Annotated in this window: 17 protein-coding genes; all 17 read left to right on the top strand. The window is 38.7% G+C overall.

The genetic code is table 11. The annotated features are described in order from the left end of the window. Window positions 1-14 precede the first annotated feature (14 nt). The 17 genes from acpP (at window position 15) to BR30_RS0119410 (ending at window position 14,727) form a co-directional block, all read left to right on the top strand. The gene (acpP, locus tag BR30_RS0119330; RefSeq protein ID WP_026566432.1) at window positions 15-248 is read left to right on the top strand and encodes an acyl carrier protein; all 234 of its coding nucleotides are present in this window, start codon (window positions 15-17) and stop codon (window positions 246-248) included. A 168-nt stretch (window positions 249-416) separates the two neighbouring features. Next, complete coding sequence (rnc, locus tag BR30_RS0119335; RefSeq protein WP_026566433.1) at window positions 417-1,157, top strand: ribonuclease III; 741 nt, start codon at window positions 417-419, stop codon at window positions 1,155-1,157. 54 nt (window positions 1,158-1,211) lie between these two features. Further along, complete coding sequence (smc, locus tag BR30_RS0119340) at window positions 1,212-4,778, top strand: chromosome segregation protein SMC (protein WP_026566434.1); 3,567 nt, start codon at window positions 1,212-1,214, stop codon at window positions 4,776-4,778. A 17-nt stretch (window positions 4,779-4,795) separates the two neighbouring features. Further along, on the top strand, window positions 4,796-5,782 hold the full coding sequence (gene ftsY, locus BR30_RS0119345) for a signal recognition particle-docking protein FtsY (protein WP_026566435.1): 987 nt from the start codon (window positions 4,796-4,798) through the stop codon (window positions 5,780-5,782). A gap of 96 nt (window positions 5,783-5,878) precedes the next feature. Further along, a complete protein-coding gene (locus BR30_RS0119350) occupies window positions 5,879-6,211 on the top strand; it encodes a putative DNA-binding protein (protein ID WP_026566436.1) in 333 nt (110 codons plus the stop codon). A gap of 12 nt (window positions 6,212-6,223) precedes the next feature. After that, entirely contained in the window at window positions 6,224-7,576 is a 1,353-nt protein-coding gene (ffh, locus tag BR30_RS0119355) for a signal recognition particle protein (protein WP_026566437.1), read from the top strand. A 119-nt stretch (window positions 7,577-7,695) separates the two neighbouring features. Next, complete coding sequence (rpsP, locus tag BR30_RS0119360) at window positions 7,696-7,968, top strand: 30S ribosomal protein S16 (protein ID WP_026566438.1); 273 nt, start codon at window positions 7,696-7,698, stop codon at window positions 7,966-7,968. 11 nt (window positions 7,969-7,979) lie between these two features. After that, complete coding sequence (locus BR30_RS0119365) at window positions 7,980-8,210, top strand: KH domain-containing protein (RefSeq protein ID WP_026566439.1); 231 nt, start codon at window positions 7,980-7,982, stop codon at window positions 8,208-8,210. Window positions 8,211-8,292: 82 nt separating this feature from the next. Beyond that, the gene (locus tag BR30_RS0119370; RefSeq protein WP_026566440.1) at window positions 8,293-8,688 is read left to right on the top strand and encodes a YlqD family protein; all 396 of its coding nucleotides are present in this window, start codon (window positions 8,293-8,295) and stop codon (window positions 8,686-8,688) included. A gap of 4 nt (window positions 8,689-8,692) precedes the next feature. Continuing rightward, complete coding sequence (gene rimM / locus BR30_RS0119375; RefSeq protein ID WP_026566441.1) at window positions 8,693-9,211, top strand: ribosome maturation factor RimM; 519 nt, start codon at window positions 8,693-8,695, stop codon at window positions 9,209-9,211. Beyond that, window positions 9,211-9,951, top strand: coding sequence for a tRNA (guanosine(37)-N1)-methyltransferase TrmD (gene trmD / locus BR30_RS0119380; protein ID WP_197032394.1), 741 nt, complete (start codon window positions 9,211-9,213; stop codon window positions 9,949-9,951). Before rimM ends, trmD begins: the two co-directional genes overlap by 1 nt. Window positions 9,952-10,096: 145 nt before the next feature. Further along, on the top strand, window positions 10,097-10,441 hold the full coding sequence (gene rplS, locus BR30_RS0119385; protein ID WP_026566443.1) for a 50S ribosomal protein L19: 345 nt from the start codon (window positions 10,097-10,099) through the stop codon (window positions 10,439-10,441). A gap of 219 nt (window positions 10,442-10,660) precedes the next feature. Next, window positions 10,661-11,218: a signal peptidase I gene (gene lepB / locus BR30_RS0119390; protein ID WP_026566444.1), complete on the top strand. Its 558-nt coding sequence runs from the start codon at window positions 10,661-10,663 to the stop codon at window positions 11,216-11,218. Window positions 11,219-11,282: 64 nt separating this feature from the next. After that, the gene (gene ylqF / locus BR30_RS0119395) at window positions 11,283-12,146 is read left to right on the top strand and encodes a ribosome biogenesis GTPase YlqF (protein ID WP_026566445.1); all 864 of its coding nucleotides are present in this window, start codon (window positions 11,283-11,285) and stop codon (window positions 12,144-12,146) included. A gap of 122 nt (window positions 12,147-12,268) precedes the next feature. Continuing rightward, window positions 12,269-12,931 (top strand): L-serine ammonia-lyase, iron-sulfur-dependent subunit beta, encoded by a 663-nt coding sequence (sdaAB, locus tag BR30_RS0119400; protein WP_026566446.1) that lies wholly within the window; start codon window positions 12,269-12,271, stop codon window positions 12,929-12,931. 31 nt (window positions 12,932-12,962) lie between these two features. Next, entirely contained in the window at window positions 12,963-13,868 is a 906-nt protein-coding gene (gene sdaAA, locus BR30_RS0119405) for an L-serine ammonia-lyase, iron-sulfur-dependent, subunit alpha (RefSeq protein WP_026566447.1), read from the top strand. Between the two features lie 91 nt (window positions 13,869-13,959). Continuing rightward, a complete protein-coding gene (locus BR30_RS0119410) occupies window positions 13,960-14,727 on the top strand; it encodes a ribonuclease HII (RefSeq protein ID WP_026566448.1) in 768 nt (255 codons plus the stop codon). The last annotated feature ends 348 nt before the right edge of the window (window positions 14,728-15,075 follow it).

Here is a 15,075-nt window from a genome sequence, read left to right on the forward strand (position 1 = left end):
GGAGGTGAACAGGCATGGCAGAGGTATTAGAACGTGTAACAAAAATCATCGTTGACCGCTTAGGTGTAGATGAATCTCAAGTTAAACTTGAAGCTTCATTTAAAGATGATCTTGGTGCTGATTCCCTTGACGTAGTTGAACTAGTTATGGAATTAGAAGATGAGTTCGATATGGAAATTTCTGACGATGATGCTGAAAAAATTAGCACAGTTGGTGACGCTGTTAATTACATACAAAGCACAAAGTAATCGTTGGATTTCTTCACAAAAGCTCCGTTTTCAAACGGGGCTTTATTCTGTAAAATAGAACTTGGCTTCCAACAGTGATGCCAAGTTTCTTTGCGTTTTGCGAAAAACTTTTTTAAACTAGAATGTAGTAGTGTGTAAATTATTTGATGCAAGGTGGAGAAGTTTTATATGCGCAAGAACAATAATGAAAAAGAGTTGAATAATCGCGCAAAAGAAAATCTTTTTAAAGGTTTTCAACATACGATTGGTATTTCGATGGAGAACGAAAAATTATTAAAACAAGCATTTACTCATTCATCCTATGTGAATGAGCATCGCAGAAAGCCTTTCGAAGACAATGAAAGACTTGAGTTTTTAGGGGATGCTGTTCTTGAGCTAACTGTTTCACAATTCCTTTACAAAAAATATCCAACAATGACCGAGGGCGAATTGACAAAACTTCGAGCAGCCATAGTTTGCGAGCCGTCTCTAGTATCTTTTGCTAATGAATTACATTTTGGAAAATTAGTATTGTTAGGTAAAGGTGAAGAGATGACAGGTGGTAGAGAACGTCCAGCTTTATTAGCTGATGTTTTTGAAGCATTCATCGGGGCCCTTTATTTAGACCAAGGAATTGAAACAGTGATTAGTTTTCTTGAGAAAGTAGTCTTCCCTAAAATAAATGCTGGTGCTTTTTCTCATGTGATGGATTATAAAAGTCAATTACAGGAGCTCATTCAGCGAGATGGAACAGGGACAATTGAATATCGTGTACTTCAAGAAATAGGACCTGCCCACAACAAAGAATTTGTTTCTAAAGTTTCCTTGAATGGCAAGGAATTAGGTGTAGGAACCGGAAAATCAAAGAAGGAAGCCGAACAACATGCCGCCCAAATGGCTTTAGACATATTAAAGGCAAAAACAACTTAGAATGACAAAATGTTAGCAAGGAGTCCAACTTGCATGCATAGGGAGGATTAAGAAATGTTTCTAAAACGGTTGGACATTATTGGCTTTAAGTCCTTCGCTGATCGTATTGGTGTTGATTTTGTTCCAGGCGTAACGGCGGTGGTAGGTCCCAATGGCAGTGGAAAAAGTAATATAACCGATGCCATCCGTTGGGTTTTGGGGGAACAATCAGCTAAATCGCTAAGAGGCAGCAAAATGGAGGATATTATTTTTGGCGGAAGTGACACAAGAAAGCCTCTTAATTTTGCTGAAGTGACATTGACCTTAGATAACCAAGAGCAAGGCTTGTCCCTTGATTATAACGAGGTAAGTGTGACGAGAAGAGTAACCCGATCGGGTGAGAGTGAATTCTTAATAAATAAACAGCAATGCCGTCTTAAAGATATTATTGATTTATTCATGGATTCTGGGCTGGGGCGAGAAGCATTTTCGATTATTAGCCAAGGAAAAGTGGAGGAAATATTAAATAGTAAAGCAGAAGAAAGACGAACCATTTTTGATGAAGCTGCTGGGGTTCTAAAGTATAAGCATCGTAAGAAAAAGGCAGAAGTGAAATTGTTTGAGACTCAGGACAATTTAAACCGCGTAAATGATATACTTCACGAACTCGAAAGCCAAGTTGAACCATTAAAAATACAGGCATCAATGGCCAAAGATTTTCTGGAGAAAAAAGAGGAACTTGAAAAGTTTGAGGTTTCCTTAACTGTTTATGAAATTGAAGATCTCCACCAAAAATGGGAAGACCTTTCAAAGCAGTTAAAAGTACATCAGGAGGATGAACTCAAAATCTCATCTGAACTGCAAGTAAAGGAAGCTAAGATTGTTGAAAAAAGAGATCAAATAGCTGCGTTCGATGAGTCCATTACTGACCTGCAAAACGTTCTTCTTCATGCAACAGAGGAACTAGAAAAGCTTGAGGGGCGAAAAGAAGTCTTAAAAGAACGGAAGAAAAATTCTTCCCAAAATAAAGAACAGCTTCAAACGAACATTACTGAAATAACTGATAAAATTAGCCAATTAAAAAAGAATCGTGACAGCTTTTCTACTTCTGCTGAAGAACTAAGTAAGCAAGTGAACCAATTACAAGTACAATTAAAAGAAAAACAGTCAAAACTGCAATTATTTAATGAAAATATTGAAGAAAAAATAGAGAACTTAAAAAGTGAATATATTGAAATACTTAACGACCAAGCTGGCGCAAAAAATGAATTGAAATACATTGAACAGCAGCTTGAACAGCAGGAAAGAAAAAGTTCCCGTCTAGATATTGAAAATGACAAGTTTATTGAAGAGCGGCAAATCGCGAAAGGTAAGAAATCAGATATCCAATCCTCATTAAACGAAATACAACAAAAAATAGAGGGTCAAGTCGGTACCTATAGAGAAAAGCAACGAAAGCTTGAAACATCGAAAAATAATTATCAAAAACAGGAAAAGACTTTGTACCAGGCATATCAAATTCTTCAGCAGGCACAGTCAAGAAAAGATATGCTCGAAGAAATGGAAGAAGATTACTCAGGCTTTTTTCAAGGTGTCAAAGAGGTTCTTAAAGTACGTGGGAAAAATCTCAAGGGAATTGAAGGGGCTGTAGCGGAACTTGTTACCGTTCCAAAAGAGTATGAAACCGCATTAGAAACTGCTTTTGGCGGGTCACTACAGCATATTGTGGTGGATAATGAACCAAATGCACGATCAGCCATTCAATATTTGAAACAAAATTCCTTTGGCAGGGCTACATTTTTACCTTTGAGTGTCATTAAGGGGAGAGCATTGTCTCCAGTCCAATTATCTTCGATTCAAAATCATCCATCTTTTATTGGAACAGCCGTGAGCCTTGTGAAATTTGATCCTAAGTTCGCGGAGGTTATGAGCAGCCTTCTTGGAAATGTGGTTATAACGAGAGACTTAAAAGGTGCCAATGAATTAGCAAAAATTCTTCAATACCGCAGCCGGATGGTTACACTTGATGGGGATATCGTCAATCCTGGCGGTTCAATGACAGGTGGAGCGGTTAAGCAAAAAAACTCTTCTTTATTAACTCGTAAGGGGGAACTTGAGGAACTAAAAGAAAAGTTAATTGTGATGGAAGAAAAAACAATCCAGTTAGAGAATCTTGTAAAATCATTAAAAACAGAGGTTCAAGATTTAGAGAATTTGCTGGATGAAATGCGTAAAAATGGTGAAGATTTGAGATTAAGGGAACTGACACTAAAGGGCGACCTTCGCCAAGCAGAGCTCGAAGAAAAAAACATTAATGAACGATTAGCTATATATGACCTTGAAAAAGGGCAATTTTCTGATGAGAAAACAACCCTAACCAATAGAAAAAATGAATTATCTACTGCAATGGATGACTACAAAACCTCTTTAGTAAAACTAGATGCACAAATATCGAAACTTTCGGAACAAAAGTCGAATGATCTGACTTCAAAAGAAGCACTTTCGAATGAAATAAATGATTTAAAAGTTGCCTTTGCCTCCAAGAATGAACAGTATATGAGTACACAAGAACGCTTAGCTCAATTACAAGCGGATTTAGATGAGAGTAAACAAAAGCTTACCTTGTATACCGAAGACCTCAATCTGTTAACTTCGGAAATGACAAATAGTTCATCCGGTGAGGCGCAGTTAGAAACTGCTGCAATTCGGAAACAACAAGATAAAGATGCCGCATTGAAGTTAATTTCTGTACGAAGAGAAGAACGCTTAACTCTAAAGACGACATTAGAAGATTTAGAATTGGAAGTAAAAGAATTAAAACGACTTCAGCGTGGGTTGATTGTTGTTTTAAAAGACGAGGAAGTAAAAATTAACCGTTTGGATGTAGACCTTGAAAACCGTTTTGCCCGCTTAAGGGAAGAATATCTTTTATCGTTTGAAGGTGCTAAGGAGCAATATCCATTAACCATACCGATAGAAGAGGCTAGGAAGAAGGTTAAGCTCATCAAACTGGCCATCGAGGAACTTGGAAATGTGAACATCGGAGCGATTGATGAATATGATCGTGTATCTGAACGATATGAGTTTCTTAATGAACAAAAGACAGATCTCCAGGAGGCTAAAGAAACTCTTTACATGGTAATAGAGGAAATGGATGAGGAAATGAAAAAACGCTTTGAACAAACCTTCAATGGTATTCGAGAGCATTTTGAGCCAGTATTCAGGTCACTCTTTGGCGGGGGAAGAGCAGATTTAGTACTTACCATCCCTGGAGATCTATTAAATACAGGTGTCGAAATTGTTGCACAGCCGCCGGGAAAGAAACTGCAAAATTTAAGCTTATTATCAGGTGGAGAACGAGCATTAACAGCTATAGCACTCCTCTTTTCAATTTTAAAAGTCCGGCCTGTCCCATTCTGTATTCTTGATGAGGTTGAAGCTGCCCTGGATGAAGCGAATGTCCAGCGCTTTAGCCAGTACCTAAAACGATATAGTAAGGAGACTCAATTTATTGTAATTACCCACCGCAAAGGAACGATGGAGGAAGCGGACGTATTATACGGAGTAACCATGCAAGAATCAGGCGTTTCAAAGCTTGTATCCGTACGCTTAGAGGATACCAAAGAGCTTGTTGAATCTTAAAATTAGGAAGTGAGAAAATGAGTTTTTTTAAAAAGTTAAAAGAGAAAATCACAAAATCCACGGATACAGTGACTGAGAAGTTTAAAGAAGGATTGACGAAAACACGAGATAATTTTACAGGAAAAGTAAATGATTTAGTCGCAAGATACCGCAAAGTGGATGAAGACTTCTTTGAAGAATTAGAAGAAATTATGATCCAGGCCGATGTTGGTTTTGATACAGTCATGAAACTAATTGAAGAGTTGAAAATGGAGGTCAAACGCAGGAACATCCAAGACCCACAGGAAGTTCAAAGCGTAATTTCTGAGAAATTGGTTGATATCTATAATGCGGGTGAAGAGCAATCCTCCCAATTAAACATTCAAGAGGCCGGTCTAACTGTTATCCTATTTGTAGGGGTTAATGGTGTTGGGAAAACCACCACGATTGGTAAATTAGGTTACAAATTTAAAAATGAAGGAAAGAAAGTACTATTGGCTGCAGGAGATACCTTCCGTGCGGGTGCTATCGAACAACTAGAAGTCTGGGGAGAAAGAGTAGGTGTTGACGTCATCAAGCAAGCAGAAGGGTCAGATCCTGCGGCAGTTATGTACGACGCGATTCAGGCAGCAAAATCACGGAAGTCCGATATTTTGTTATGTGACACTGCTGGACGTTTGCAAAACAAAGTAAACCTTATGAAAGAGCTAGAGAAGGTTAAGCGTGTCATCGAAAAAGAAGTTCCTGGCGCGCCGCATGAAGTAATCCTGGTTTTAGATGCAACAACAGGTCAAAATGCGTTAATTCAAGCAAAAACATTTAAAGAAGTGACAAATGTAAGTGGAATTGTTCTTTCAAAATTGGATGGAACAGCAAAAGGTGGAATCGTCCTTGCGATTCGCAATGAATTAAAAATTCCTGTAAAATTTGTCGGTCTAGGAGAAAAAATGGATGACCTTCAGGAATTTGATGCAGAGAAATATGTATATGGATTATTTGCCCATGAAATTGAACAAACCGAATAAGTGATGTAAAGGGATTATCTTGACAGATAATGTCTGACCCTGTAAACTACTTATGTAAAGGCTTTTCACTTAACATACGTGTTGGAGGGGATTGGCATGCTTGAAAAGACAACACGAATGAATTATCTTTATGATTTTTATCATTCGTTGTTAACGCCAAAGCAGCAAAGCTATATGTCTCTCTATTATTTAGATGATTTCTCATTAGGAGAAATAGCCGAAGAGTATGACGTCAGTCGACAAGCCGTTTATGATAATATTAAGCGGACCGAGGCAATGCTCGAGGAGTATGAAGAAAAGCTGCTGTTATTTCATAAATTTCAAGAGCGTAGTAAACTTTTAAGAAATGTGAAAGAATTGCTTAACGAAGAAGACCCTTCAAAGCTGGCAATGCAAGAAGCTGTTGCCGAGTTGGAGAATTTAGATTAGGAGGCGGCATGAATGGCATTTGAAGGATTAGCCGACCGACTGCAGAATACAATCCAGAAAATCCGCGGAAAAGGGAAAGTCTCAGAAGCGGATGTTAAAGAAATGATGCGTGAAGTGCGTCTCGCATTACTTGAAGCAGACGTAAACTTCAAGGTAGTTAAAGATTTTGTGAAAAAAGTCAGTGAACGTGCCATTGGGCAGGAAGTACTGAAAAGCTTAACACCAGGACAGCAAATTATTAAAATCGTTAATGAAGAACTAACGGAGTTAATGGGTGGAGAACAAAGCAAAATCGCTGCGTCTAATCGTCCCCCAACGGTCATCATGATGGTCGGCTTACAGGGTGCGGGTAAAACGACAACTTCAGGAAAACTTGCTAATTTACTTCGCAAAAAGTATAACCGCAAGCCATTACTTGTTGCTGCAGATATTTATCGACCTGCTGCCATCAAACAACTTGAAACCCTCGGTAAACAATTGGACATGCCTGTTTTCTCACTCGGTGATCAAGTAAGCCCAGTAGAGATTGCTAGGCAGGCAATTGCAAAAGCAAAAGAAGAGCACAATGATTATGTCCTTATTGATACGGCTGGTCGACTTCATGTAGATGAAGCATTAATGGGTGAGTTAAAAGACATCAAAGAATTGACAAAACCTGATGAAATCTTCTTAGTCGTCGATGCCATGACTGGTCAAGATGCAGTCAATGTTGCTCAAAGCTTTAATGAACAACTCGGTCTAACTGGTGTTGTATTAACCAAATTGGACGGCGATACCAGGGGCGGAGCTGCACTATCGATTCGAGCTGTTACGCAAATACCGATTAAATTTGTCGGTTTAGGTGAGAAGTTAGACGCTCTTGAACCGTTTCATCCTGAACGGATGGCATCAAGGATCCTAGGTATGGGTGACGTGCTTACTTTGATTGAAAAAGCACAGGCTAATGTGGATGAAGAAAAAGCTAAAGAATTGGAACAGAAAATGCGGACAGCGTCTTTTACGCTCGAAGATTTTTTGGATCAGCTTGGTCAAGTTCGTAATTTAGGACCGCTTGACGAATTATTAAAGATGATGCCTGGTGCAAATAAAATCAAAGGGTTAAATAATCTTCAAATTGATGAAAAACAAATTGCCCATGTAGAAGCAATCATCCGTTCGATGACGAAGGCTGAAAAAAATAATCCTGAGATTTTGAACGCGAAACGGAAAAACCGGATTGCTAAGGGCAGCGGTCGTTCTGTAACAGAAGTAAACCGTTTGTTGAAGCAGTTTGAAGACATGAAAAAAATGATGAAACAAATGACAGGAATGCAGCAAAAAGGCAAGAAAAAAGGTGGATTTAAGTTCCCATTTAATCCATTCTAACTTGTTTTATTCTTGAAAAAATTGGTAATACTGTATGTAAAGAAAAAACACTTTACAAACTATAAAAGAATTGATAATATACTATCTTGTGTGAAACTATTCGGAGGTGCTTTTTTAAAATGGCAGTAAAAATTCGTTTAAAACGTATGGGAGCTAACAAATCCCCTTTCTATCGTATCGTAGTAGCAGATTCTCGTTCACCACGTGATGGACGTTACATCGAGGTTGTTGGAACTTACAATCCAGTTGCGCAACCAGCAAAAGTTGACATCAACGAAGAACTAGCTCTTAAATGGTTACAAGACGGTGCGAAACCATCTGATACAGTACGTAACCTTTTCTCTAACCAAGGCATCATGGAAAAATTCCATAATGCAAAATTAAGTAAGTAAAACGGTCGACGATGAAACAATTAGTCGAAACGATTGTTAAGCCCCTTGTTGATTTTCCAGAAGACGTCCATGTGGATGTTAAAGAAGACGACACCCGGATTACTTATCAGCTGTCTGTGAATAAAACAGATATGGGAAAAGTGATTGGTAAACAAGGGCGTGTTGCAAAGGCCATTAGAACTGTTGTTTATGCAGCAGGATCATCACAACAAAAGAAAATTTTTCTAGAAATTGGTGAATAGCTTTTTGCACCGAGATGAAAGGGAGGAATTAATTCCTCCCTTTTTTGCATACCAATGTGAGAGCGTGAGGGAGGCATATTCTTTGCAAATCATTCAAACTGTTGTGGTCAAACAAATTTTAACGGAAGATAGTAAGAAAAAATTATTCGATCAATATGAGGCTAAAAAACTGCAGCTTCAACGGGAAAACAGCCAGCTTCAATTTGAGTTGAAGCGGATGGAAAAAACAAAGAACTTTTCACCGGGTGCATTGAAGAATCATTTTGAAAAAGAAATCAATAAACGTTTGGAAAAAGAGAAGCTTCTTGAGTTTCAAATCGAACAATTACATATGCTACCTTTAGGCAGTGAATTAAAGGAAAAGGAAGTCCAAGCGCTTATTGAGGTAAAAGTAGGCGATTCGTGGAATGAACGTCGAGGACAGTCCGAGATCATCATTAAAGACGGTATAATTGAGGAAATTAGAGAAGGTGAATAAAGAAATGGAAAAATGGTTTAATGTCGGGAAAATTGTTAACACACAAGGAATTAAGGGGGAAGTACGAGTCATATCAAAGACTGATTTCCCTGAAAAACGCTATAAGGCTGGAAATGTATTATATTTGTTTATGCCAAATTCAAGTTCGCCGATTGAATTAACAGTCAAAAGCCGCCGAACCCATAAGAATTTTGAATTACTTACATTTGAAGGGTTTAACAATATCAATGAGGTAGAAAAGTTTAGGGAAGGAATTTTAAAAGTACCAGAATCACAACTAGGTACACTTAAGAAAGATGAATTTTATTACCATGAAATTATTGGATGTCTTGTTGCTACAACAAAAGGCGAGGAACTTGGAAAAGTCTCTGAAATTCTATCACCTGGCGCAAACGACGTATGGGTAGTTAAGGGTAAAGGCGGCAAAGAATTATTAATCCCTTATATCCATGATGTGGTCAAGAAAGTAGATGTGAAAGAAAAAGTCGTCCTAATCGAACCGATGGAAGGGCTGCTTTCATGATGCAGATTGATATCCTTACCCTTTTCCCGGAAATGTTTTCCGGGGTATTTGGTCAATCAATTTTGAATAAAGCTGCTGAGAAATCTGCAGTAAACTATACTGTTATAAATTTTCGTGAGTATGCAGATAACAAACATTCTACTGTTGATGATTATCCCTATGGCGGCGGTGCAGGAATGGTACTAAAACCGCAGCCGATCTTTGACGCCGTATCAGCACTAAGGGATAAAGCTAAAAGTAAGAATCCAAGAGTAATTCTTCTTTGTCCTCAAGGTGAACGCTACGAGCAGCGAAAAGCTGAAGAATTGTCAAAAGAAGAGCATTTAATTTTTATTTGCGGTCATTATGAGGGATACGATGAGCGAATAAGGGAACATGTGGTAACAGATGAAATCTCGATTGGTGATTATGTCATGACTGGTGGTGAACTTGGTGCAATGGTGGTTGTTGATAGTGTAGTCCGTCTTCTGCCAGAAGTGTTAGGCAATCAGGAATCACATATGAAAGACTCCTTCAGTACGGGACTGCTAGAACATCCTCACTACACAAGACCAGCTGATTTCCGAGGCCTAAAGGTTCCAGAAGTCCTAATGTCGGGGAATCATAAGTTAATAGAAGAATGGCGTAATAAAGAAACATTGCGTAGAACACTTGAAAGACGCCCAGACCTTTTCGAGAAAATAGAATTAACAGGTGAGCAGGAAAAATGGCTTAAAGAAATAAAAAAAGAATACAAGTAGTATTGCACGTGCCTAGTAATTATGGTATGATACTTCTTGTGACTTGAGCTGATACCAATCAGATTGTAGTCTTATAACGATGTTCCGCTGCAATGGATTTTGAAGTTTGATGTGCATGAGCGTCTGTTGGAAGGAGTTGAAAACGATGCAAAAATTGATTGAAGAAATCACAAAAGAACAACTTCGTACTGATCTTCCTGCTTTCCGTCCTGGTGACACTGTACGTGTACACGTTAAAGTTGTCGAGGGTACTCGTGAGCGTATTCAGTTATTTGAAGGTGTTGTGATTAAGCGTCGTGGTGGTGGAATTAGCGAAACTTTTACAGTTCGTAAAATTTCTTACGGAGTAGGCGTTGAGCGTACTTTCCCAGTACACACACCAAAAATTGCGAAGCTAGAAGTACTTCGTCGCGGTAAAGTTCGCCGTGCTAAGCTTTACTACTTGCGTAACCTTCGTGGTAAAAAAGCAAGAATTAAAGAGATTCGATAATAGAAAAGAAAAAGAGCTTGCTTGGAAGCAGGCTCTTTTTTTATGTATATTGATTTGAAACCCTTAATGAGATATTTTGTGTTAATCAATTTATTGCTTGTTTTTTAACAAATTATTAAAGTTTGATTAAAAAATATGTTCCCATCGTGTTAAATTTGTTGAAGTTATGTAAAATAAGCTTTATAAAACATTTTTTTACTGAGATTGGCGGGGATTGCGATGACAAAAAAGAAAAATGAACTGTGGGAATGGACAAAGGCCCTTTTGATTGCAGTTATCTTAGCTGCTGTTATTCGTTACTTTCTGTTTGCTCCAATTGTTGTCGATGGGTTATCGATGATGCCTACATTGAAGGACCAGGATCGAATGATAGTAAATAAGTTTAGTTATAATATTGGGGCGCCAAAGCGATTTGATATCATTGTCTTTCATGCTCCAGAGCAAAAGGATTACATAAAGCGCGTAATTGGACTGCCCGGCGACACCATTGAGTATAAAGATGATACATTATATGTTAATGGAAAAGCGTATAAAGAACCATATTTGGATAAGTATAAAAAAGAAGTCCAAGATGGGCCATTAACAGATCCATTCACTTTGGAAGAAAAAATAGGTCGAAAAACAGTTCCGGAAGGTGAACTGTTTGTGATGGGCGACAATCGCCGTTTCAGTAAAGATAGTCGTCACATTGGGACCGTTTCATATAGTAAAATAATTGGTAAAACAAGTTTCGTTTACTGGCCTTTAAATGATGCACATATCGTAACAGTGAAATAAAGTTTACTATCCAGCGAAAGCGCCTTGGTCAAGGCGCTTTCGATTTTAAGGGAGGTGGCCAACGATGACGATTCAATGGTTTCCTGGCCATATGGCAAAGGCTCGCAGAGAAGTTACAGAAAAGTTAAAGTTAGTTGATATTATATTTGAATTGGTGGATGCGAGGATTCCCTACTCATCGAGAAATCCAATGATTGATGAAATTATTCAGCATAAGCCAAGGCTTGTCTTGTTAAATAAAGCAGACATGGCTGATCGAGAAGCAACTAAGGAATGGATTAACTTCTTTGCCGAAAAAGGAATTAAAGCACTAGCAATTAACTCTCAGGCTGGAGAAGGAATGAGAGAAATTGCGCAAGTTTCACAAGAAATATTAAAAGAAAAATTTGACCGTCTCAGAGCAAGAGGGGTTACGAATCCTCGGGCGATTCGAGCAATGATAGTCGGAATTCCCAATGCGGGTAAATCGACGTTGATTAATCGGTTAGCGAAGAAAAATATCGCTAAGACCGGTAATACTCCAGGTGTTACGAAAGCCCAACAATGGATTAAAGTAGGGAAGGAAATGGAACTTCTAGACACGCCAGGAATATTATGGCCCAAGTTTGAGGACCAAGAAGTTGGCAAAAAACTGGCCGTTACGGGGGCGATCAAAGATACACTACTGAACCTCCAAGATCTCACGGTTTATGTCCTAAGGTTTTTAGAACGGGATTATCCTGAGCGCTTAAAGGAGCGTTACAGTCTTGAGACTCTACCTGAAGATGTTGTAGAGATGTTTGATAAAATAGGTGTATTGCGCGGCTGCCTTGCGGCTGGAGGTATCGTTGATTATGATAAAGTATCTGAATTGGTCATCAAGGAAATTAGATCCGAGAAATTTGGCCGGATTACATTTGAACGACCTGATGATATAATTTCTGAATAAAGAATTAGTTTTTACTCTCCGGACGGAGAGTCTTTTTTATGTATTTTTCCCAGTATTTATCGAAGGCTATTTTGCCTTATATCTTGTAATATAATTGTATAGAAAATAAAGGAGCGTCCTAAATGAAATATCGTTCTGCATTTGATATTATTGGTCCTGTCATGATTGGCCCATCAAGCTCACATACCGCAGGCGCAGCACGAATTGGCAGGGTAGCAAGAACATTATTCGGTCAAGCGCCAAAGAAAGCAGTCATCTCATTGTACGGTTCGTTTGCAAAAACCTATAAAGGACACGGAACAGACTTTGCCATTGTGGCTGGACTGTTAGATTTGGATACATTTGATGAACGAATGCCAAAATCTTTGGAAATTGCAAAAGAAATGGGTTTAGAGGTGACCTTTCGCACTGAAGAAGCAGTAACAGATCACCCAAATACCGTGAAAATAAATTTATATAATGAAGATAACAAACTTGAATTAGTTGGGATTTCAATTGGTGGTGGAACAATCGAGATTACTGAAATAAATTCATTCCCATTGAAACTTTCAGGTGAACACCCTGCAATATTAGTTATTCATCAAGACCGTTTTGGTATCATTTCAGCCGTAACAAGTGTGTTATCAAAATATGAAATTAACATTGGCCATATGGAAGTTTCGCGATTAGAAAAAGGTGAAATGGCTTTAATGGTTATTGAAGTCGACCAGAAAATTGATGACCAGGTAATTGAGGAATTACAGCATCTTTCAAATGTATCACAAATCATTCGCATGGCTGATTAGATAAACTTACTTGACATCAGGAGGTGTTCAAATGTTTCGAAATGTAGCCGAACTTGTTCAACTTGCAGAGAGCAATCAAGTTAAAATTGCAGAAATCATGATTCGTCAAGAAATCGAGGTATCTGGTCTTTCTAGAGAAGAAGTTCTAGGTAAAATGGATAGGAACTTAGTGGTAATGGAACAAGCAGTGGAAAGAGGTTTGAAGGGAGTACACTCCCATACAGGCCTAACTGGCGGCGACGCAGTGTTGCTTCAAAACTATATTAAAAGTGGTCGTGCACTAGGGGGAAACATTTTGTTAGATGCCGTTAGTAAGGCAGTGGCAACTAATGAAGTGAACGCAGCAATGGGTGTTATTTGTGCTACACCAACAGCTGGTTCAGCAGGCGTAGTACCAGGAACATTATTTGCTGTAAAAGAAAGATTAAATCCAACTCGCCAAGAAATGATTGAATTTTTATTTACGGCAGCGGCTTTCGGTTTCGTAGTCGCAAATAATGCCTCTATTTCTGGCGCGGCAGGTGGATGCCAAGCAGAAGTAGGATCAGCGAGTGGAATGGCTGCAGCAGCAATTGTTGAATTAGCAGGAGGCTCGCCTAAGCAGGCAGCTGAGGCGATGGCGATCACTTTGAAAAATATGCTTGGATTAGTATGTGATCCAGTTGCAGGTTTAGTTGAGGTTCCTTGTGTAAAAAGGAATGCAATGGGCGCATCTAATGCGATTACGGCAGCAGATATGGCGTTGGCGGGGATTACAAGTAGGATCCCTTGTGACGAAGTCATTCATGCCATGTTTTTAATAGGCCAATCCATGCCATCTGCTTTAAGAGAAACAGCTGAGGGTGGACTTGCAGCGACTCCAACAGGAAAAAGATTGGAACAAGAAATTTTTGGTAATGACAAACCATTCAAATTAAAAGACTTAGTCTTATCCTAAAAAGTGTGAATAACACCCAATGCGAACGAAAAATTGGGTGTTATTTTGCTTGTTAATAGAAAATAATACCATCAAAATTGCAGGTGATAGAATGAAACAATTAACCATCGCAGAGATTGAGCAGCGATTAGAAAATATCGTGATCGAATCTGATCCGTTCTTATTGAACCTTTTTCAAGATGAGCGTAAAGGTGTTCAACAGTTGGTACATAGATGGAAAAAGAAATATGCTGAGAAACAACACCTAAAAGAAAAATTTGATGAAATGAATGTTTATGAACATAAATGGCGCTTAAAAGGTTTTGAAATGATTGCAGGTGTTGACGAAGTCGGAAGAGGACCGCTTGCGGGTCCAGTAGTTGCAGCAGCTGTCATTTTGCCACATGACTTTTTTCTTGCAGGAATAGACGACTCTAAAAAGCTGTCTGAAAAAAAACGTTTGGAATACGATTCAATCATTAGAAAAGAAGCCATAGCCTTCAGTATTTCGATGATTCATGCCCATGAAATTGATGAAATGAATATTTATCAAGCGACAAAAAAAGCAATGAATATTGCTATTGCATCTTTAGGACCAAAACCAGACTTTTTACTTATTGATGCAATGAAACTTGAAATTCCCTTTCCCTCTGAATCTATTATTAAGGGTGATGCAAAAAGTATTTCAATCGCTGCCGCATCGATTGTAGCAAAAGTCGCAAGAGATACACTGATGCAGGAAATTTCACAAACCTATCCAGTCTATGGATTTCAGCAAAACATGGGCTATGGAACAAAAGAGCATATCGAGGCTATCAAGACACATGGGATCACTTCCTATCACAGAAAAAGTTTTGCACCAGTCAAGGATTTTATTTAAGGAAAACACAATAGTGTAGCGATTCTTTGTTTGATTGCCCCCTGTTGGTTGGAGTGGAAGGTGCGAAGACTCCTGCGAGAGTACGGGGCAGGGGAGACCCCGCAGGAGCAAAGCGACGAGGAGGCTCCCCGGCACGCCCGCGAACCGCTCGCACCTGGAACGGAAATCAACAGGTACTGTCGCATAGACCAGACCACCTGTCTAGATAATCTGTAAAACAGGCTAAGCCTGTTTTTATTATTATTCTAGAAAACAAAATATTCCATTTGAGGTTCCTATTTCCTTGATGTATTCAAGAAAAAATTATTGACAATTTAGAATATTTTCAAGGCGTATATAATTTTTTAG

Source organism: Bacillus sp. UNC41MFS5, from assembly GCF_000686805.1.